This window comes from Actinacidiphila sp. bgisy145 (genome assembly GCF_057708125.1).
In genome coordinates, this window is record NZ_JBYIRL010000001.1 from 161,388 (window position 1) to 180,336 (window position 18,949).

Consider the following 18,949-nt stretch of genomic DNA (forward strand, 5'->3'; position numbering starts at 1 on the left):
GGACCGCGGCGAGACGCTGTCTTAAGAAAGCGAGACAGCGGAGCATTTAGCGTCTCACCGTCCCTTCCTACGGTGGGGGGGTGAAGAAAATCATTCTGGGTGATGTCGAGGTCTCGCGGGTGGTCGAGTGGCAGGGTGCCTTCGCCACCACCGATGTCCTGTTCCCGTCCGTTCCCGGCGAACTGTGGCGCCGGCACGAATCCTGGCTGGCGCCCGACTTCCTGAACGCCGAGACGGGTGCGTGGCAGGCGCACGTGCAGACCTGGGTGCTGCGCAGCGCGGGCCGCACCATTCTGGTCGATACCGGCCTCGGCAACGACAAGCAGCGCGAGGTCGAGGTGTTCCACCAGCGCGACGGCGACTTCCTCGACCGGCTGGCGGCGGCCGGGGTGCGGCCGGAGGACGTGGATCTCGTCGTCAACACCCACCTGCACAACGACCACGTGGGGTGGAACACCCGGCTGGTCGACGGCGAGTGGGTACCGACGTTCCCGAACGCGCGGTATCTGATCAGCCGGGCCGACTTCGACTTCTGGAACCCCGCAAGCGGCCATGTCCCGAAGTCCCCGTTCCAGTCCGCGGCCGACACCGGGGTGACGTTCAACGACAGCGTCCTGCCCGTCCACCGGGCCGGCCGGACGGTGCTGTGGGAGGGCGACAGCCACCGCATCGACGAGAACCTGGTCCTGGAACCGGCCCCCGGTCACACACCCGGCTCGGCGGTGCTGTGGCTGGAGTCCGGCGCCGACCGGGCGGTGTTCGTCGGCGACCTGGTCCACACTCCGCTGCAGATGATCGAACCCGACCACGACACCTGCCTGAGCGAGGACCAGGCCGAGGCCACCCGGTCCCGGCGCCGCGTCCTGGAGCGGGCCGCCGCGACGAACAGCCTGGTCGTGCCGGCGCACCTGGGCGGCGCGGGTGCCGCCGAAGTCGCGCGGTCGAACGGGGCCGTCTCGATCAAGCGGTGGGCGCCGTTCTCGGACACCTGACGCGGTGCGGGAGGATACGGCGATGGACGTGCTCAGCGACGCGATCGGCACCATGCGCGTGGGACGCCCCTCCCTGACGCTGGAGGACGCGGACCCGTGGTGGGAGAAGGACGCCGGGATCTTCGACGGTGCCCGGTTCTACGTGGGCACCACGGGACGCATCGAGGTGACGGCACCGGACGAAGCGGTCGTCACCTTGCGACCGGGCGACGCCGTTCTGCTCCCGCACGGGACCGCGCACACGCTCGCGAACGCCACCGACCGCACGGCCCGCTTCCTGTCCGGCGCCTACCGGCTGGAGCGGGCCCGCCCGCATCCGCTGTTCCAGGACCTCCCCGACCTGGTGAGCCTTCCGGCGCGGCCGGACCGCTACCAGGGTCTCCAGGCGTCGATCGACCTGCTGCTCGGCGAACTGGGCGAACCGATGCACGGCAGGGACCTGGTGCTGCCGGCGCTGCTCGAAGTGCTCCTGGTGCACCTGATCCGGGCCTGCCTGATCGAACGTGCGGGACTGCGGGCCACCGGCTGGTGCGTCGCCCTCGACGACGAGGTGGTCGCGCGCTCGCTCCGGGCCCTGCACGAACGCCCGGCCGACCCCTGGACCGTGGAGTCGCTGGGCGCGCACGCGGGCCTGTCCCGTGCCGCCTTCGCCCGCAGGTTCACCGCCATGGTGGGGCAGCCACCGCTCACCTATCTGACGTGGTGGCGGCTCACCGTGGCGGCACGCCTGCTCCAGACGACCGACGTCCCGCTGTCCACCGTCGCGCAGCGCACCGGCTACGGCTCCCCCTACGCCTTCGCCAACGCGTTCAAACGCGAGTACGGGATCTCGGCCGGCCGCTACCGGCAGCAGCACCGCACCGGCCGTTAGCCGCGTGGGAAGGCGGCCCATGCGGTGAGGGCGAAGCCGTCCCTGTCCTGCCGGACCTCGGCGGCTCCGTGCCCCGGCCAGTGGGCCGGGATGACGAGCTCGCGCAGCTCGGCGGCGCGGGCGAGATAGGCGCGGCGGGTCCTGGCCGCGAGGGGGAGGTCGTCGCAGAAGCAGCTGTTCCAGCCGGGTTCGAGGACCTGGACGGGGCTGTGCAGCATGTCCCCGACGAAGACGGCGCGGTCGGTGCCCGAGCGCAGGGTGAGGACGGACGAGCCGGGGGTGTGGCCCGGCGCTGCCTCCAGCCGCAGGTTGCCGTCGATGCGGTGGGTGTCCTCCCACAGCACTGCCTGTCCCGCTCGGTGGATGGGGGCGATGCTGTCGTTGAACACGAGTCTGCTGCCCTCCCAGCGCAGGCGCTCGTGCTCGTCCCGCGGGGCCCGGCTGCGGACGGCGCTTTCCGGGTCGAAGTACAGGTTGTCGGCGCGGGGGATCAGGTAGGTGGCGTTGGGGAAGGTGGGCACCCACTGCCCGTCACGCGACTCGGTGTTCCAGCCGACGTGGTCGTAGTGGATGTGGGTGTTGACGACGATGTCGACGTCCTCGGGTGCGACACCGGCCTCGCGCAGGCGGGCGAGGTAGTCGGTGCGCAGCCCGGTGAACTGCGGAATCTGCGGGCGTTCCCGGTCGTTGCCGACCCCGGTGTCCACCAGGATGGTCCTGCCCTCGCTGCGGAGGACCCAGGTCTGGATGTGGCAGCGGTAGGCGTCGTCGGCCGGGGTCCAGAAGTCCGGCGCCAGCCAGTCCTGATGGCGCCGCCAGGTCTCCCCGTCGCTGTCCGGGATGACGAAGCGGGCGGTACGGATGGGGCCGGACCACTCGACGACGCGCGTGATCTCGACATCGCCGAGTGAAATGGTGGGTGCGGGCACGACGGGTCCTTCGGAGAGCGTGGAACAGGTCGGAACAGGTCGGGAAGAGGTGCGGTGGTCAGGCGGCGGGCGGATCAGGCAGGCCGGCCCGGGGCGTTCGGCCCGGGTGCGTAGCGGGCCAGGAAGACGCGTACGGCCTCCTCGATCACCACTTCCGCGGCCGGCTGGGCGGTGGTCTCCTCCTCGAAGGCCATGACCCTCGGCCAGACGAGGAACTCCTGGACGAGGCCCATGAACTGGCGCGCCGCGAGGTAGGTGTCCGGGCATTGCAGGCGCCCGCTGCGGACCAGGTCGTCGAGGCAGCCGACGAACGCTTCCACGACAGGGCCCTTGCCCACCCGGTAGAACTCGTCCGCGATCCACGGCCGACGCACGGACTCGGCCACCACGAGCCGGGCGAAGCGGATCTGGTCCGTCTCGGCGGCGAAGCGTTGGAGCGACTCGGCGAACCCCTGCAGAACCTCCTCCGCGCTCGCGCCGGCGTCGCACTCGACGCCCCGTCGGTCCGGGCCGGCGAACGCCGACCAGTGGTAGCGGACCATCTCCCGGAAGACGGCGTCCTTCGACCCGAAGCGGTTGTAGACGGTCTGCCGTGAGACTCCCGCGCGCTCGGCGATCCGCTCCAGGGTGACACCGTCGTAGCGGTCGGCCAGGAAGAGGTTCTTCGCCGCCGCGAGGATCTTCTCGTCGGAGCCCGACCTGCGGCGTCCGGGCTCCTTCCGCCGCGCCCCCGGTCGGTCCGCGCTCAGCTGTTCGGTCATGCCGGTCTCCCCTCCGCCGTTTATTAGACTTGACAGTACAGTCTAATAAACGGCCGGCAAACCCCGAACGTCCCAGCTGCGGTTGTGCGGCGGACTCAGATGCTGTTGGCGATGCGCTCGTGGTCCCGTTCGCCCTCGCGGGTCTGGATGCCGGCGGCCAGCAGCTTGTGGGCGAGTTCGGTGACCTCGTCGCCGAACGCCGCGAACAGGCCCTCGTTCTCCACCGCGTACGCCGCATGAGGGATCGGAGGCGCGACCGCGTCGACCGCGGCCTTGGTGAGGGTGATCACCTCCGGTCGCAGGCCGGCGATCCGCCGGGCGAGGGTGTCGACGAACGCGTCGAGTTCTGCGGCGGGCAGGGCGCGGTTGATCAGGCCGTAGCGTTCCGCGAGCTCCGCGCCCACGAGTTCCGCGCCGAGGATGAGCTCCAGCGCCCGGGCCCTTCCGGTCAGGCGCGTCATGTTCACCGTGCCGCCGCCTCCGGGGAGGATGCCCAGCAGGGACTCCGGCTGCCCCTGCCCCGACTTGCCGATCGCCGCGAACCGCATGTCCAGGTACATGAAGAACTCGTTGCCCGCGCCGCGCGCGAAGCCCGCCAACTTGCCGATGGTGACCTGCGGCAGCGAGCGGACCTCCTCGCTCATCGCCTGGAGGATGTTCATGCCGTCGGGGACGGTCGCGCCCGGCGCGGCCGCGATCGCCGCGCGAGTGGCCGCGGGCAGCGCGTCGGGGTCGGTGAGGTAGGCCATGTCGCCGTGGGCGACGAAGAACTCCGGGTCGGCGCTCTCGAAGACGATGACGCGGACGTCGGCGTCGTTCCGCACCCGCGCGACGAATGCCCGCAGTGACGGCAGGAGCACCGCGTCCATCAGATTGAGCGGCGGGTGGTCGATCGTCACCGTCGCGACCCCGTCCGAGACGGCGATCGCCAGGGCGGGAAGGTCTTCGTAGGTCATGAGGTGGCTCCGTACCGCGGTAGGGGACGGCCCGTGACCGGTCCGTCGGCTGGGGACAGCAACGCGAATCTCAGGTTCGCGGCTGACACTGAGTATCAGGTTAGGAACTCATATGCGAAGAAGCAAACGAGTGTGGCGGAGTACACTTGTCCTCATGAGTGCAGCGCCGGTCGGTACCCGTGAGATCAGCCGCCACGCGGTGCAGGCAGAGCTGGCCCGCGTCGCGTTCAACCGCTTCTGCCTCACCGGCTTCAACCAGGTCACGTTCGCCGACCTCGCCGAAGCCGCCGGGGTGTCGCGAAGCACCTTCCTGCGGTACTTCGGCACCAAGGAAGACGTGGTCCTGTTCGTCTTCGACCCGGTCGGTGACGTCATCGCCGACGCGCTCGAGGCCGAGCGGGCCGGACCGGACGACTGGGGCAGGCTGCGCAACGCGGTGGAGGCGGCCACCAGGTTCCTCGTGCGCGACGTGCCGGAACTCGTGACGATCCTGGGCCTGGTCGACCAGACCCCGGCCCTGTGCGCACGTCTCCGCGAGAAGCAGGCCGAATGGCGGCCGGAGATCGTCGCCCGCCTGCGGCGGACGGACTCCTCGGCCGACGCCGACGCCGACGGGGCGTCGGTCGTCGCCGACGTACGCGTGGCGGCGGCGCTCGAGATCCTGTGGATCGTTCTCGGGCGATGGAGTGCGAGCGACGGCCAGGAGGGCCTCGGCGACCTGCTGGACGCCGCGTTCGCCTCCTTCTCGACCCCGGCGCGCCGGCAGACGGACGCTCCGTCGTAAGAGGCCGAGGCTTCGTCCGCGGCCGGCCCGCCGCCGGCAGGTGGTCTCTGCGCGGACGGGGCGGAGGAAGCCGGGGGGTCAGGGGCGCGAGGGGACCGCTTCGGTGAGGATGACCTGCTGGAGGACCCTCGCCGCGCGCGGCGGGGCCACATCGCTGCGGTGGGCGAGCGCCACGGTGCGCCGCAGCCCCGGGGCCGCGAGCGGGGTGACCCGAAGGCCCTCGCCGGCGCGAGCCGCCACCGTGGAGGGCACGACACCGATCCCGAGCCCGGCCCGTACGAACCCCAGGACCGCGTCCATCTCGCCGCCCTCGATGGTGAAGGTCGGCTCGAACCCCGCGGAGCGGCACGCCGAGACGGTGAGGTCGCGCAGATCGTAGCCGTGCCGGAACATCACCATGGGCTGCCCGCGCAGGTCGGCGACCCGCAGCGGTGACGGCGGCGCGGCGGCGTCCAGCGCGGAGACGGCGACCAGGTCCTCCTGGAAGAGCTCGACCGTGGTGAGCGCGGGGGAGGGGCTGGGCAGGGGCAGGACCACGAGCGCGAGGTCGAGGGCGCCGCGGGCGAGCTCGCGCACGAGGTCGTGGGAGCCGCCCTCCTCCAGGAGCAGCCGGATACCGGGGTGCCGGTCGTGGAAGGCGCGCAGCACGTCGGGGAGCATGCCCGTGCACAGGCTCGGCGTGGCACCGAGCCGGACCCGCCCGCTGCGCAGCTGCGCCAGCTCCAGCACCTCGTGCCGCGCGGTGTCGGCGTCGGCCAGGATGCGCAGCGCCAGCGGCAGCAGCGCCTCCCCGGCGTCGGTGAGCGTGATGTTGCCGCGCGCCCGGCTGAACAGCGGCGCCCCCAACTCCTTCTCCAGCGCCCGGATCTGCTGCGACAGCGACGGCTGCGAGACGTGCAGGGACTGCGCGGCGCGGGTGAAGTGCCGGGCCTGCGCGACCGCCGCGAAGTACGCGAGCTGCTGGAACTGCATCCCCCCACGATAACTGTCGATAGGCAGTAGCTATGGAAACAAGCCGAATCATGTCTTGGACCACTCGTCACTCCGCGTCCTACCGTCGTGGACATGGCACTGGCAACGCGGACCGACCGGCGGCCGCCCACGCTGCGCACCGCATGGGACTCCACCGTCGGCAAGAAGGCGGTCATGGCGGTGAGCGGCCTGATCATGCTGCTCTACCTGGTCGCCCACATGCTCGGCAACCTCAAGATCTTCTTCGGCGCCGACGACTACAACGGCTACGCGCACTGGTTGCGCACCCTCGGCGAGCCCGCGCTGCACTACGAGTGGGCGCTGTGGATCATCCGGGTCGTCCTCGTCGCGGCGGTCCTCGCGCACGGCGTGAGCGCCTACCAGCTCAGCCGCCGCGACCTGCGGGCCCGCCCGGTCGGCTACGTCCACCGAAAGGCCCGCGCGAGCTACGCGACGCGCACCATGCGCTGGGGCGGGGTGATCCTCGCGCTGTTCATCGTCTGGCACCTGCTGGACCTGACCACGCTCACCGTCAACCGCAACGCCCAGCCCGGCCACCCGTACCAGAACGTGGAGGCGACCTTCCACACCTGGTACGGCGACGTCATCTACATCGTGGCGATGCTCGCGCTCGGCCTGCACATCCAGCACGGCTTCTGGAGCGCCGCGCAGACCCTCGGCGCGGGCAGCCGCCGCCGCGACCGCGCGCTGAAGGCCACCGCCACCGGCCTGGCCGTGCTGCTGACCGCCGGCTTCATCGCCGTACCGGTCGGCGTCATGACCGGAACCGTCCACTGAGGGAGCCGAGTTGACCGACTACACCCGCTACGGCACCGGCGCGCCCATCGCCGACACCAAGGCCCCCGACGGCCCGATGGCCGACCGCTGGGACACCCGCCGCTTCACCGCCAAGCTCGTCAACCCCGCCAACCGCCGCAAGCACCGCGTGATCGTGGTCGGCACCGGCCTGGCCGGCGGCTCCGCGGGCGCGACCCTCGCCGAACAGGGCTACCACGTCGTGCAGTTCTGCTACCAGGACTCCCCGCGCCGGGCCCACTCCATCGCCGCGCAGGGCGGCATCAACGCCGCGAAGAACTACCGCAACGACGGCGACTCCATCCACCGGCTCTTCTACGACACCGTCAAGGGCGGCGACTTCCGCGCCCGGGAGTCCAACGTGCGCCGGCTGGCGCAGATCTCGGTGGAGATCATCGACCAGTGCGTGGCGCAGGGCGTGCCCTTCGCCCGCGAGTACGGCGGCCTGCTCGACACCCGCTCCTTCGGCGGCGTCCAGGTCTCCCGCACCTTCTACGCCCGCGGCCAGACCGGCCAGCAACTGCTGCTCGGCGCCTACCAGGCGCTGTCGCGGCAGATCGCGGCCGGCAACGTGGAGATCCACCCGCGCACCGAGATGCTCGACCTGCTGGTGGTCGACGGGCGGGCCCGCGGCATCGTCGCCCGCGACCTGGTCACCGGCGAGGTCAGCACCCACCTCGCCGACGCGGTGGTGCTCGCCACCGGCGGCTACGGCAACGTCTTCTACCTGTCCACCAACGCGATGAACTCCAACGCCACCGCGATCTGGCGGGCGCACCGCCGCGGCGCGTACTTCGCCAACCCCTGCTTCACCCAGATCCACCCCACCTGCATCCCGCGCACCGGCGACCACCAGTCGAAGCTGACCCTGATGAGCGAGTCGCTGCGCAACGACGGCCGGATCTGGGTGCCCAAGGCCAAGGGCGACGCCCGCCCGCCGGCCGACATCCCCGAGGCCGAGCGCGACTACTACCTGGAGCGGATCTACCCCTCCTTCGGCAACCTGGTGCCGCGCGACATCGCCTCCCGCGCCGCGAAGAACGTCTGCGACGAGGGCCGCGGCGTCGGCCCCGGCGGCCAGGGCGTCTACCTCGACTTCGCCGACGCCATCGCCCGGCTGGGCCGGCGCGCGGTCGCGGAGAAGTACGGCAACCTCTTCGAGATGTACGAGCGGATCACCGCGGAGAACCCGTACGAGGTGCCGATGCGGATCTACCCGGCCGTGCACTACACCATGGGCGGGCTGTGGGTGGACTACGACCTCCAGACCACCGTGCCGGGGCTGTTCGCGATCGGCGAGGCCAACTTCTCCGACCACGGCGCGAACCGGCTCGGCGCGTCCGCGCTCATGCAGGGCCTGGCCGACGGCTACTTCGTGCTGCCCGCCACCCTCAACGACTACCTCGCCCGGCACCCGGCCGCCGCCCCCGTCGACCCGGAGCACCCCGCCGTCACCGAGGCGCTGGCCGCCACCAAGGAGCGGCTGCACCGGCTGGTGAGCGTCGACGGCGACCGTACCGCCGACTCCTTCCACCGCGAACTGGGCGAGCTGATGTGGGAGTTCTGCGGCATGGCGCGCAACGAGCAGGGCCTGCGCAAGGCGCTGGACCGCATCCCGCAGATCCGCGCGGAGTTCTGGCAGCGGATCAAGGTCCCCGGCACCGAGGCCGAGTTCAACCAGTCCCTGGAGCGCGCCAACCGCGTCGTGGACTACCTCGAACTCGCCGAGCTGATGTGCCTGGACGCCCTGCACCGCGCCGAGTCCTGCGGCGGCCACTTCCGCGAGGAGTCCCAGACCCCCGACGGCGAGGCCGCCCGCCGCGACGAGGAGTTCGGGTACGCCGCCGGCTGGGAGTTCACCGGCACCGGCGAGCCGCCCGTGCTGCACCGCGAAGAACTCGTCTTCACCGAAGTCCACCCCACCCAGCGGAGCTACGCATGAGGCTCACCCTGCGCATCTGGCGGCAGAAGAACGCCGACGCCCCCGGTGCCATGACCGCCTACGACGTCGACGGCATCTCGCCGGACATGTCGTTCCTGGAGGTCCTCGACACCCTCAACGAACGCCTCACCCTCGAAGGCGCCGACCCGGTCGCCTTCGACCACGACTGCCGCGAGGGCATCTGCGGCGCGTGCGGCGTGGTCATCAACGGCGACGCGCACGGCCCGGAGCGCACCACCAGCTGCCAGCTGCACATGCGCTCCTTCCGCGACGGCGACACCATCGACGTCGAACCCTGGCGCGCGGCCGCCTTCCCCGTCGTCCGCGACCTGGTGGTGGACCGCTCCGCCTTCGACCGGATCATCGGCGCCGGCGGCTACGTCTCGGTGCCCACCGGCGCCGCGCCCGAGGCACACGCCACGCCCGTGCCCAAGCCCGACGCCGACCGCGCCTTCGAGCACGCCGAGTGCATCGGCTGCGGCGCCTGCGTCGCCGCCTGCCCCAACGGCTCCGCGATGCTCTTCACCTCCGCGAAGATCAACCACCTCGCCGCGCTCCCGCAGGGCGGCCCGGAGCGCGAGAGCCGGGTGCTGGACATGGTCGGGCAGATGGACGCCGAGGGCTTCGGTGGCTGCACCCTGACCGGCGAGTGCGCGACCGCTTGCCCCAAGGGCATCCCGCTGATGTCGATCACCTCGATGAACAAGGAGTGGCTGCGCGCCAACCGCAAGGCCGCGCGCAGCCGTTGAGGCCGCCGGCGCGCTGCCCGGTCAGCCGCTGACGCTCGGCGCGCCGGTCTCCAGGTGCCCGGTGAAGCGCTGCGACCAGCTCGCGTCACCGCTGACCGTCACCGTGAAGTCGTACCAGCCGCCGTTGTACGCCACCGCGTTGAAGTAGTCGGCGACCTGCCCGCCGGCCGGCACCTGGTACGTCCACGGGCCGTCGGTGCGGTAGGCGTTCGCGGTGATGGTGAACGTGACCGCCGCGGCGCCGTGGTTGGCCATCGTGAACCACAGCGCGAGCTTGCCGGTGCTGTTGGTCACGGCGTACGAGGGGGTGACGGCGACGTCCTTGCCGGGTGCGGTGGTGTCGCCCTGGAAGCGGCGCAGGAAGCGGTTGGGGCCCACCACGCTCAGGTCGTACTTGCCGTCGCCGTAGCCGCTGCCGCAGTTGAAGAAGTCGCTGGTGGTGCCGCCCGCGGCCACCGTGTACTGCCAGGGCCCGCCGCCGCGGTGGGCGTTGGCGTAGGCGGCGAAGTGCACCGCGCGGGTGGAGCGGGCGTCGGTGTTGTCCATCGCCAGCCACACCTTGGTCACCCCGCCGGTGCCGAACTCGATGTGGTCGAGGAAGGCGTCCGGCTGGTACGGCAGGGCGCGCGCCGGGCGGGTGCCGGACTCCTGCGCGGGCAGCGCGTTGGTCACCGGCGCCGGGTTGGGCAGCGGCGCGCAGGTCGACTCGCCGATCACCGCCGAGGTGTCGGGCAGCGACGGCAGCCCGGCCACCGGGTTGGCGAAGTCGAACGCGGACGTCAGGTCGCCGCAGACGGCGCGGCGCCAGGCGCTGATGTTCGGGCACGTCGCGGGGGTGCCCAGCGCCGCGGTCCAGGTCTCCAGGAAGCGCAGCACCGACGTGTGGTCGAAGACCTCGGAGTCGACCCAACCGCCGCGGCTCCAGGGGGATATGGCGATCATCGGCACCCGCACGCCCAGCCCGATCGGGGTGCCGGTGTAGAACTCGCCCGCGGTCCCGGACACCGGGACCGGCGGCGGCACGTGGTCGAAGAAGCCGTCGTTCTCGTCGTAGTTGAGGAACAGGATCGTGGAGTTGTAGACCGCCGGATCGGCGTTGAGGGCGTCGATCACCATGTGCACGAAGTGCGCCCCGTCGGCGGGCGTGGCGTACGGGTGCTCCGAGGAGCCCTCGTCGGCGACCACCCAGGACACCTGGGGGAGCGTGCCGGCGAGCACGTCGGCCCTGATGGCGGCCGCGATGTCGTCCGGGGTCCGCCCGGTGGCCTTCGGCACCGAGCCCATGCCGCGGTCGTGCAGCGGGGTGCCGGCGGCCGCGGAGGTGAACTGGGTGAAGTACGCCAGCGCGTTGTCGGTGAAGTTGTCCGCCGCGTTCTGGTACACCTTCCAGCTCACGCCCGCGTTCTGGAGCGCCTCGGCGTAGGTCTGCCACCGCAGCCCGGACTCCGAGCCGCCGTCGTAGGCCGGACCGCCGCTGCGGCCGTCCGGGTCGATCTGGCCGCTCCAGTGGAAGGTGCGGTTGGGGCCGGTGGCGCTGAGCGTGGAGCTGAAGTAGGCGTCGCACACGGTGTAGTAGTCGGCGAGCGCGTAGTGGAAGGGGATGTCGGCGCGGGTGAGGTGGCCGAGGGTGCGGACGTTGCCCTTGGCGGCGACCCAGCCGTCCATCTTGCCGCCGTTCCACGCCGCGTGCTGGTCGGCCCAGCCGTGCGCGAGGTCGCCGTTGCACTGCGCGAGCCGCTCGGGGTCGGCGCCGCCGGCCGGCGCGGTGGCGCTGAACTGCCACGGGTACTGCCGGCCGCTGCCGTTCGGCTGGTTGAAGACGCTGTAGCCGCCCGCGACCTGGATCGCGCTGCGGTCGGCGAAGCCGCGGACGCCCTTCAGCGTGCCGAAGTAGTGGTCGAAGGAGCGGTTCTCCTGCATGAGGACGACGACGTGCTTGGCGTCGGTGAGCGTCCCGGTGGCCTTCGGCGCGGCGGCCGGCGCCTGGCCCGGCGCGGCGGCGGTCGCCTCCGCCGCACCGCCGACGGTCGCCGCGGCGGCCGCCCCGGCCGAGATCGCCATGAACGTCCTGCGGCTGACGTCGCTCATGTGGTGGACCTTTCCGTGGGGGTTGGGGAGGGGCAGGACCGGCCGGGGCCGGGCCCGCTACAGCGGGGTCACGTAGGCGCCCGAGATCCCGCCGTCGACGAGGAAGGTGGACGCCGTGATGAACGACGAGTCGTCGCTCGCCAGGAACGCGACCGAGGCGGCCAGTTCCTCCGGTTCGGCGAACCGGCCGAGAGGAATGTGCACCAGACGGCGGGCGGCGCGCTCGGGGTCCTTGGCGAACAGTTCCTGAAGAAGCGGGGTGTTGACCGGCCCCGGGCACAGCGCGTTGACCCGGATGCCCTCGCGCGCGAACTGCACGCCCAGTTCCCGGCTCATCGACAGCACCGCGCCCTTGGACGCAGAGTAGGAGATCTGCGAGGTCGCCGCGCCCATCACCGCCACGAACGACGCCGTGTTGATGATCGAGCCCTTGCCCTGCCGCTGCATGTGCGGGATGGCGTACTTGCAGCACAGGTAGACGCTGGTCAGGTTGACCTCCTGCACCCGGCGCCAGGCGTCCGGGCCGGTGGTGAGGATCGAGTCGTCCTCCGGCGGGGAGATGCCCGCGTTGTTGAAGGCGACGTCCAGCCGCCCGTACGTGGCGACGGCCGTCTCGTACATGCCGCGCACCGCGTCCTCGTCGGTGACGTCGGCCCGCACGAACAGGCCGCCGACCTCCGCCGCGGCCGCGGCGCCGCTGTCCTCGTCGATGTCCACACAGACCACCGACGCCCCCTCGGCGGCCAGCCGGCGGGCACTGGCCAGCCCGATGCCGCTGCCGGCGCCGGTGATCACCGCGACGCGGCCGTCCAGGCGTGCTGCGAGCGTCATTGCTCAATCCTCCGTGGCGATGAAGACGTTCTTGGTCTCGGTGAAGGCGTGCAGCGCGTCCGGGCCCAGCTCGCGGCCCAGCCCGGACTGCTTGAACCCGCCGAACGGTGTCGCGTACCGCACCGACGCGTGCGAGTTGACCGACAGGTTGCCCGCCTCCACCGCCCGCGCCACCCGGATCGCCCGACCCACGTCCCGGGTCCAGATCGAGCCGGACAGGCCGTAGGCGGTGTCGTTGGCGATCCGTACGGCGTCCTCCTCGTCGGTGAACGGCACCACGGCCACCACCGGCCCGAAGATCTCCTCGGTGAACGCCGGGTCGTCCGGCCGCACCGGCGACAGCACGGTCGGCGGGAACCAGAAGCCCGGCCCGTCCGGGGCGCTGCCGCGGAAGGCGACCGGCGCGCTCTCGGGCACGTAGGCGGCCACCGCGGCGCGCCGCCGCGCGGAGATCAGCGGGCCCATCTCGGTCGCCGGGTCGGCCGGATCGCCGACCCGCACCGCCTTGACCGCCGGCTCCAGCAGCGCCATGAAGTCGTCGAACACCTCGCGCTGCACCAGGATGCGGGAGCGCGCGCAGCAGTCCTGCCCGGCGTTGTCGAAGACCGCCGACGGCGCGGTGGCGGCGGCCTTCGCCAGGTCGGCGTCGGCGAACACCACGTTGGCGCTCTTGCCGCCCAACTCCAGTGTCACCGGCTTCACCTGGGCCGCGCACCCGGCCATGATCTCCTTGCCGACCCGGGTGGAGCCGGTGAAGACGACCTTCGCGACGTCCGGGTGCGTCACGAAGCGCCGCCCGACCACGTCGCCGCGGCCGGGCACCACTTCCAGCACGCCCGCGGGCAGGCCCGCCGCCAAGGCGAGTTCGCCCAGCCGCAGCGCGGTCAGCGGGGTCAGCTCCGCGGGTTTGAGCACCACCGTGTTGCCCGCCGCCAGCGCCGGGGCCAGCGCCCAACCGGCGATCGGCAGCGGGAAGTTCCACGGCACGATCACCCCCACCACGCCGAGCGGCTCGTGGAAGGTGACGTCCAGGCCGCCGGCCACCGGGATCTGCCGGCCGGCCTGCCGCTCCGGCGCGGCGGCGTAGTACTCCAGCACGTCGCGGACGTTGGCCGCCTCCCACCGGGCGTTGCCCAGCGTGTGGCCGGAGTTGGCGACCTCCAGCCGCGCCAGGTGCTCGCGGTCGGCGTCCACCGCGGCGGCGAACGCCCGCAGCAGCCGGGCCCGGTCGGCCGGGGCGACCCGCCGCCACGGCCCGAACGCCGCCCGGCTGCGCGCGATCGCCGCGTCCGCCGCGGCCAGGTCCGCCATCGGCACCCGGTCGATGATCTCCTCCGTGGCCGGGTTCACCACCGGCCACACCCCGCCCCCGACGTCCGTCGCGGGGCCCTGTCCTGGGGCCATCAGCTGTCCACCCTGTTCTCGAAGCGGTCGGTCGATCGGTCGGTCAAGGGGCCGGTCGCGCGATGGGGCGGGCGGCCGGTGCAGGGGCCGGTGCGGCACGGACCGCGCGCCGGCGTCATCGTGCACCGGGCCGGGACGCGGCCGCCGCGGCGAACGCGGCGAACAGCCGGGGGTCGGACGGGTCGGTCTCCGGGTGCCACTGCACACCGACGGTGAACACGCCCTCGTGTGAGGCGAGTTCGAGCGCCTCCACGGTGTCGTCGCTGCTCCACGCGGTGGGGGTCAGCCCCCGGCCCAGGGTGTCCACGGCCTGGTGGTGGTAGCAGGACACCTCGGCGCTCGCGCCCAGGATGCCGTGCAGGACGCTCCCCGGCCGGGTGCGTACGCTGCGGCGCCCGAAGACCGCCGGCGCCGGCTGGTGGGCGCTGCCGCCGACCCGCTCCGGCAGGTGCTGGACCAGGGTGCCGCCCAGCGCCACGTTCAGCAGCTGCATGCCGCGGCACACCGCGAGCACCGGCAGCTCCCGGGCCAGCGCACCGGCGAGCAGTGCGAACTCCCAGGAGTCGCGCACCGGTTGGGGCACGCCGGTGCGCGGGTGCGGTGCGGCGCCGTACCGGGCCGGGTCCACGTCGGGGCCGCCGGCGAGCACCAGGCCGTCGAGGCGGTCCAGCACCTCGGCCACCCCGCCGTCCTGCGGCGGCAGCACCACCGCGGCGGCCCCGGCCCGGGCGACGGACGCGACATAGGTGTCCGGCACCAGCGCGGCGGGCTGCCGCCACACGCCCCACGCCGCCTCGTCGAGGTAGCCGGTGACGCCGACCAGCGGGCGCGTCACAGCCGCTCGAATCCGCGGCGCCGCTCCCAGTCGGTCACCGCCCCCTCGAACGCGGCCAGTTCGGTGCGCCCGGCGTGCGCGTAGTGCCGGACGACGTCCGCCCCGAAGGCCGCTTCGGCGACCTCGCTGCGAGCGAAGGCGTCCACCGCCGCCCCCAGCGTGGCCGGGACGCGCGGCGCGGCCGACGCGTAGGCGTTGCCGGTGAACTCCGGCTCCAGCGGCAGCTGTTGCTCCACCCCGTGCAGCCCGGCGGCGACCAGCGCGGCCACCGCCAGGTACGGGTTGACGTCGCCGCCGGGCACCCGGTTCTCGAACCGCAGCGACGGCCCGTGCCCGACCACGCGCAGCGCGCAGGTGCGGTTGTCCCGGCCCCAGGCGATCGCGGTCGGCGCGAAACTGCCGGCCACGTACCGCTTGTAGGAGTTGACGTTCGGCGCGAGCAGCAGCGCGAAGTCCGCCAGGCAGGCGAGCTGCCCGGCCAGGAAGTGCTCCATCACCGGCGAGAAGCCGTACGGGCCGTCGCCGGCGAGCACCGGGCGGCCCTCGGCGTCGCGCAGACTCAGGTGCACATGGCAGGAGTTGCCCTCCTTCTCGTCGTACTTCGCCATGAAAGTCAGGCTCACCCCGTCCTGCGCGGCGATCTCCTTCGCGCCGGTCTTGTACACCGCGTGGTCGTCGCAGGTGGCCAGCGCCGGCCCGTACTTGAAGGCGATCTCGTGCTGCCCGGGGTTGCACTCGCCCTTCGCGGACTCGACGGTCAGGCCGGCGCCGGCCATCCCGTTGCGGATACGGCGCAGCAGCGGCTCGATCCGGGAGGTGCCGAGGATGGAGTAGTCCACGTTGTACTGGTTGACCGGCGTCAGGCCGTGGTAGGCGCGGTCCCACGCCTGCTCGTAGCTGTCGCGGAACGCGATGAACTCCAACTCGGTGCCCGCGTAGGCGTGCCAGCCGTGCCCGGCGAGCCGGTCGAGCTGGCGGCGCAGCACCTGCCGGGGCGAGACACCGACCGGGGTGCCGTCGTGGTGGGTGACGTCGCACTGCACCATGGCGGTCGCCGGGTGCCAGGGCACCATCCGCAGCGTCGCGAGGTCCGGGGCGAGCACCAGGTCGCCGTAGCCGGCGTCCCAGGAGGAGACCTCGTAGCCGTCCACGGTGTTCATGTCGACGTCGACGGCCAGCAGGTAGCCGCAGCCCTCGGCCGCGCCGGGCACCACGTCGCTCAGGAAGAAGTCGGCCGCCACCCGCTTGCCCTGGAGCCGGCCCTGCATGTCGGTCATGGCCAGCACGACGGTGTCGACCGCGCCGGCCGCGACGCGCGAGCGCAACTCCTCCAGCGTCAGCCGGGGACGGCCGCTCCCGCCGCTCCCGCCGCTCGGGCTGTCCGTGCTGTGCGTACGGGTCCCGCTGCTCAACTCGCCTCCAGATCACTGGGTTCGGCGCCGGACAAGGAGTCGCGGTCCTGCACCCGGGGGCCGGTGAACCAGTGCCGGGCCGAGACCAGCCACCACACCCCGGCGAAGCCCAGCACGACGCAGACCGCGACCGGCGTGTAGTTGAAGCTCGCCACCGTGATCGGGCTGACGGTCGGGAGCATGAACAGGATCGTGATCAGCCCGGTCCAGCCGACGGCCACGCTGCCCACCAGCCGGCTCCAGCGCCCCAGGTGCCAGGGCCCGGGCGTGAACGCGTCGCCCTGCCGGAGCCGCAGGTAGACCGGGATGACGTAGGCGATGTAGAGGCCGATCACCGACACCGACGTGACGGCCGCGTACGCGGTGGAGTTCCACAGCGCGGGCAGGCCGAGCAGGAAGGCGCCGGCCGCGGCCAGCCACACGGCGCTGGTCGGTGTCTGCGTCCGCGGGTTGATCCGGTGCCACAGGCGGGAGGCGGGCAGCGCGCCGTCCCGCGAGAAGGCGTAGATCATCCGGGAGTTGGCGGTCACCGACGCCATGCCGCAGAAGAACTGGGCGCCGATCACGATCAGCAGCAGGAGCTTGGCGCCGGTGTGGCCGATCGCGTCGATGAAGATCTGCGCCGGCGGCACCCCGCTGCTGGTGGTCCGCTCGCCGTCGTAGTCCTGGATGGCGTAGGTCAGGCCGAGCAGCAGCACCCACCCGGCGACCAGCGACACCACGATGGCGTTCACGATGCCGCGCGGGCCGGAGCGGGCCGCGTCGTGGGTCTCCTCGGTCATGTGCGCGGACGCGTCGTAGCCGGTGAGGGTGTACTGCGCCAGCAGCAGGCCCAGCATCGAGACGTAGAAGGGGCTGTGGAAGCCGGTGTCGTCGACGAACCTGCTGAAGACGAACGACGTGGAGGAGTGGTGGTCGGGCACGAACACCAGCACCGCGACGATGACGAGCACGCCGACCAGGTGCCACCACACGCTGACGTCGTTGAAGAGCGCCACCAGCCGCACACCCAGGGTGTTGAGCAGGCCGTGCGCCAGGAGGATCACCGCGAAGAGCTCCACGGTGTGGCCGGGGGTGGCCGACAGGCCGAACTGGAGGTCCAGCAGGGCGTTGAGGAAGGTGGCGGCGCCGTAGTCGATGCCCGCGGTGACCGCGACCTGCCCGAGGAAGTTGAACCAGCCGGTGAACCAGCTCCACGCCGGGGCCCGGGAGGGCGCGAGCTTCGCCGCCCAGTAGTACAGGCCGCCCGCGGTCGGGAAGCTGGAGCAGATCTCGGCCATGGCCAGGCCCACACACAGCGTCATCAGCCCGACGACCGGCCAGCCCCAGGTGATGAGCGCCGGGCCGCCGGTGTTCATGCCGAACCCGTACAGGGTCAGGCAGCCGGAGAGGATCGAGACGATGGAGAAGGAGACGGCGAAGTTGGAGAAGCCCGACATCGAGCGGGCCAGCTCCTGGACGTAGCCGAGTTCGCGCAGCCGCTGCTCGTCGGCGGAGGGGGAGGCGGGAGTGGGGGGTTTGGGGGGAGTGGGGGGACTGGCGGTCGGGTCCGGCGGGCGGGGAGCAGACATGGGCGTCTCCCGGGCTGGTTAATGGAATGAACCTGTTCCATTAGCGGGGAGACCGTCTCACTCCGCCGGACGCGCCGTCAAGAGCGCGGTGGGCGGCGGCGGTCGGTCCGGTCTGCGGCCTGCCGGGTGCGGGCGGACCGGAGTTCAGCCCAGGAAGCCGCGCAGCAGCGACGCGGTCGCGGCGAGGTGCTCCTCGGCCGCCCGGCGGGCGGTGGCCGGGTCGCCGTCGAGTATCGCCGCCACGATCCGGGCGTGCTGCGCCTGCGAGTGCTCGATGTTGCGCGGCAGCAGCGGGATCGCGTTGAGCAGGTCGTTCAGCCGCATCCGGGTGTCGGCGATGCTCGCCGCCAGCGACCTGGACCCGCTCAGCTCGGCTATCGCCAGATGGAAGCGGGAGTCGGTGCGCCGGTAGTCCACCGCGTCGCACTGCTGGGTGTCCCGCAGCCGGTCGGCGAGGTGGCGGCGCTCCTGGGGGCCGAGCGCGCGGCCCGCGGCCAGTTCGGCGGCGCCGATCTCCAGCGCCCGGCGGTAGGCGAGGGTGTCCTCCAGCTCGTCCGGCGCCCGCTCGGCCGAACGCCCGGGCGGCCCGCCGTCCGCGCCCCCGGGCCGGTGCGTGACGAAGGTCCCGCCGGTGCGGCCGCGCCGCGACTGCACGTACCCCGCCTGCTCCAGCGAGCCCAGCGCCTCCCGCAGCGTCACCCGGCTGACCCGGAACCGCTCCGCCAACTCCCGTTGCGGGGGCAGCCGTTCACCGTGTGCGACCACACCGAGCTTGATCACCTGGAGCAGCCGCTCGACGGTCTCCTCGAAGGCGTTCCCGGCCCGCACCGGCCGGAAGAACGCGGCGCCGCTCAGCGTGCCGGCAGCGTCCGGCTCGGACAACTCGCTCATCCCGCCATTGTCCGCCCGCCGCCGGAAAACACGTTGCCCCCGGTATGCGGACGTGCTGTGATCGGCCGGTCACGCACGCCGGCCACCCGGGCCGGCCACCGACCGAGGAGCAGTGAAGATGCGCGGTTCCGTCATGCCCGCCCCG

General features: G+C 72.3%; 17 protein-coding genes. 6 read left to right on the forward strand and 11 right to left on the reverse strand.

Annotated features, from left to right (window positions below; all coding sequences use genetic code 11):
• Positions 1-80: 80 nt before the first annotated feature.
• Entirely contained in the window at positions 81-992 is a 912-nt protein-coding gene (locus tag AC3ERT_RS00645) for an MBL fold metallo-hydrolase (RefSeq protein WP_435172133.1), read from the forward strand.
• Positions 993-1,014: 22 nt separating this feature from the next.
• Entirely contained in the window at positions 1,015-1,863 is an 849-nt protein-coding gene (locus AC3ERT_RS00650) for an AraC family transcriptional regulator (RefSeq protein ID WP_435172135.1), read from the forward strand.
• On the opposite strand, the gene AC3ERT_RS00655 is transcribed toward AC3ERT_RS00650, so the two are convergent.
• From AC3ERT_RS00655 to AC3ERT_RS00665, 3 genes are all read right to left on the reverse strand, one after another.
• A complete protein-coding gene (locus AC3ERT_RS00655) occupies positions 1,860-2,792 on the reverse strand; it encodes an MBL fold metallo-hydrolase (RefSeq protein ID WP_435127906.1) in 933 nt (310 codons plus the stop codon). The two genes, AC3ERT_RS00650 and AC3ERT_RS00655, sit on opposite strands and share 4 nt — an antisense overlap.
• 74 nt (positions 2,793-2,866) lie before the next feature.
• Positions 2,867-3,553 (reverse strand): TetR/AcrR family transcriptional regulator, encoded by a 687-nt coding sequence (locus AC3ERT_RS00660; protein WP_435172137.1) that lies wholly within the window; start codon positions 3,551-3,553, stop codon positions 2,867-2,869.
• A gap of 95 nt (positions 3,554-3,648) precedes the next feature.
• Positions 3,649-4,509 (reverse strand): enoyl-CoA hydratase/isomerase family protein, encoded by an 861-nt coding sequence (locus AC3ERT_RS00665; RefSeq protein WP_435172139.1) that lies wholly within the window; start codon positions 4,507-4,509, stop codon positions 3,649-3,651.
• 154 nt (positions 4,510-4,663) lie between these two features.
• Between AC3ERT_RS00665 and AC3ERT_RS00670 the strand changes: the two genes are divergently transcribed.
• Entirely contained in the window at positions 4,664-5,293 is a 630-nt protein-coding gene (locus AC3ERT_RS00670; RefSeq protein WP_435172140.1) for a TetR/AcrR family transcriptional regulator, read from the forward strand.
• Between the two features lie 78 nt (positions 5,294-5,371).
• Here the strand turns inward: AC3ERT_RS00670 and AC3ERT_RS00675 are convergent, their stop codons facing one another.
• Complete coding sequence (locus AC3ERT_RS00675; RefSeq protein ID WP_335980856.1) at positions 5,372-6,265, reverse strand: LysR family transcriptional regulator; 894 nt, start codon at positions 6,263-6,265, stop codon at positions 5,372-5,374.
• Positions 6,266-6,358: 93 nt separating this feature from the next.
• On the opposite strand from AC3ERT_RS00675, the gene AC3ERT_RS00680 reads away from it, so the two are divergent.
• The 3 genes from AC3ERT_RS00680 to AC3ERT_RS00690 are packed head-to-tail and all read left to right on the forward strand — an operon-like array spanning position 6,359 to position 9,772.
• Entirely contained in the window at positions 6,359-7,063 is a 705-nt protein-coding gene (locus AC3ERT_RS00680) for a succinate dehydrogenase (protein ID WP_335980855.1), read from the forward strand.
• 10 nt (positions 7,064-7,073) lie between these two features.
• Entirely contained in the window at positions 7,074-9,023 is a 1,950-nt protein-coding gene (locus AC3ERT_RS00685) for a fumarate reductase/succinate dehydrogenase flavoprotein subunit (RefSeq protein WP_435127896.1), read from the forward strand.
• A complete protein-coding gene (locus AC3ERT_RS00690; protein ID WP_335980853.1) occupies positions 9,020-9,772 on the forward strand; it encodes a succinate dehydrogenase/fumarate reductase iron-sulfur subunit in 753 nt (250 codons plus the stop codon). Before AC3ERT_RS00685 ends, AC3ERT_RS00690 begins: the two co-directional genes overlap by 4 nt.
• Positions 9,773-9,793: 21 nt before the next feature.
• Here the strand turns inward: AC3ERT_RS00690 and AC3ERT_RS00695 are convergent, their stop codons facing one another.
• The 7 genes from AC3ERT_RS00695 to AC3ERT_RS00725 form a co-directional block, all read right to left on the reverse strand.
• Positions 9,794-11,860 carry a phosphocholine-specific phospholipase C gene (locus tag AC3ERT_RS00695; RefSeq protein ID WP_335980852.1) on the reverse strand — a complete coding sequence of 689 codons (2,067 nt, stop codon included), beginning with the start codon at positions 11,858-11,860 and terminating at the stop codon, positions 9,794-9,796.
• Positions 11,861-11,917: 57 nt separating this feature from the next.
• Complete coding sequence (locus tag AC3ERT_RS00700) at positions 11,918-12,691, reverse strand: 3-oxoacyl-ACP reductase (RefSeq protein ID WP_435172142.1); 774 nt, start codon at positions 12,689-12,691, stop codon at positions 11,918-11,920.
• Between the two features lie 3 nt (positions 12,692-12,694).
• A complete protein-coding gene (locus AC3ERT_RS00705) occupies positions 12,695-14,095 on the reverse strand; it encodes an aldehyde dehydrogenase family protein (protein ID WP_435172144.1) in 1,401 nt (466 codons plus the stop codon).
• A gap of 115 nt (positions 14,096-14,210) precedes the next feature.
• On the reverse strand, positions 14,211-14,930 hold the full coding sequence (locus AC3ERT_RS00710; RefSeq protein WP_435127888.1) for a gamma-glutamyl-gamma-aminobutyrate hydrolase family protein: 720 nt from the start codon (positions 14,928-14,930) through the stop codon (positions 14,211-14,213).
• Positions 14,927-16,270, reverse strand: coding sequence for a glutamine synthetase family protein (locus tag AC3ERT_RS00715; RefSeq protein ID WP_435172330.1), 1,344 nt, complete (start codon positions 16,268-16,270; stop codon positions 14,927-14,929). Before AC3ERT_RS00715 ends, AC3ERT_RS00710 begins: the two co-directional genes overlap by 4 nt.
• A 68-nt stretch (positions 16,271-16,338) precedes the next feature.
• Positions 16,339-17,781, reverse strand: a complete 1,443-nt coding sequence (locus AC3ERT_RS00720; RefSeq protein ID WP_435128248.1) for an amino acid permease — start codon at positions 17,779-17,781, stop codon at positions 16,339-16,341.
• A gap of 276 nt (positions 17,782-18,057) precedes the next feature.
• Positions 18,058-18,804, reverse strand: a complete 747-nt coding sequence (locus tag AC3ERT_RS00725) for a FadR/GntR family transcriptional regulator (protein WP_335980847.1) — start codon at positions 18,802-18,804, stop codon at positions 18,058-18,060.
• Positions 18,805-18,949: the final 145 nt, after the last annotated feature.

Bases quoted from the DNA above. Each gene is read 5' to 3' on its own strand.
- AC3ERT_RS00650 (WP_435172135.1), top strand. From the start codon at position 1,015: ATGGACGTGCTCAGCGACGCGATCGGCACCATGCGCGTGGGACGCCCC.
- AC3ERT_RS00660 (WP_435172137.1), bottom strand. From the start codon at position 3,553: ATGACCGAACAGCTGAGCGCGGACCGACCGGGGGCGCGGCGGAAGGAG.
- AC3ERT_RS00665 (WP_435172139.1), bottom strand. From the start codon at position 4,509: ATGACCTACGAAGACCTTCCCGCCCTGGCGATCGCCGTCTCGGACGGG.
- AC3ERT_RS00670 (WP_435172140.1), top strand. From the start codon at position 4,664: ATGAGTGCAGCGCCGGTCGGTACCCGTGAGATCAGCCGCCACGCGGTG.
- AC3ERT_RS00675 (WP_335980856.1), bottom strand. From the start codon at position 6,265: ATGCAGTTCCAGCAGCTCGCGTACTTCGCGGCGGTCGCGCAGGCCCGG.
- AC3ERT_RS00680 (WP_335980855.1), top strand. From the start codon at position 6,359: ATGGCACTGGCAACGCGGACCGACCGGCGGCCGCCCACGCTGCGCACC.
- AC3ERT_RS00690 (WP_335980853.1), top strand. From the start codon at position 9,020: ATGAGGCTCACCCTGCGCATCTGGCGGCAGAAGAACGCCGACGCCCCC.
- AC3ERT_RS00695 (WP_335980852.1), bottom strand. From the start codon at position 11,860: ATGAGCGACGTCAGCCGCAGGACGTTCATGGCGATCTCGGCCGGGGCG.
- AC3ERT_RS00700 (WP_435172142.1), bottom strand. From the start codon at position 12,691: ATGACGCTCGCAGCACGCCTGGACGGCCGCGTCGCGGTGATCACCGGC.
- AC3ERT_RS00705 (WP_435172144.1), bottom strand. From the start codon at position 14,095: ATGGCCCCAGGACAGGGCCCCGCGACGGACGTCGGGGGCGGGGTGTGG.
- AC3ERT_RS00720 (WP_435128248.1), bottom strand. From the start codon at position 17,781: ATGTCGGGCTTCTCCAACTTCGCCGTCTCCTTCTCCATCGTCTCGATC.
- AC3ERT_RS00725 (WP_335980847.1), bottom strand. From the start codon at position 18,804: ATGAGCGAGTTGTCCGAGCCGGACGCTGCCGGCACGCTGAGCGGCGCC.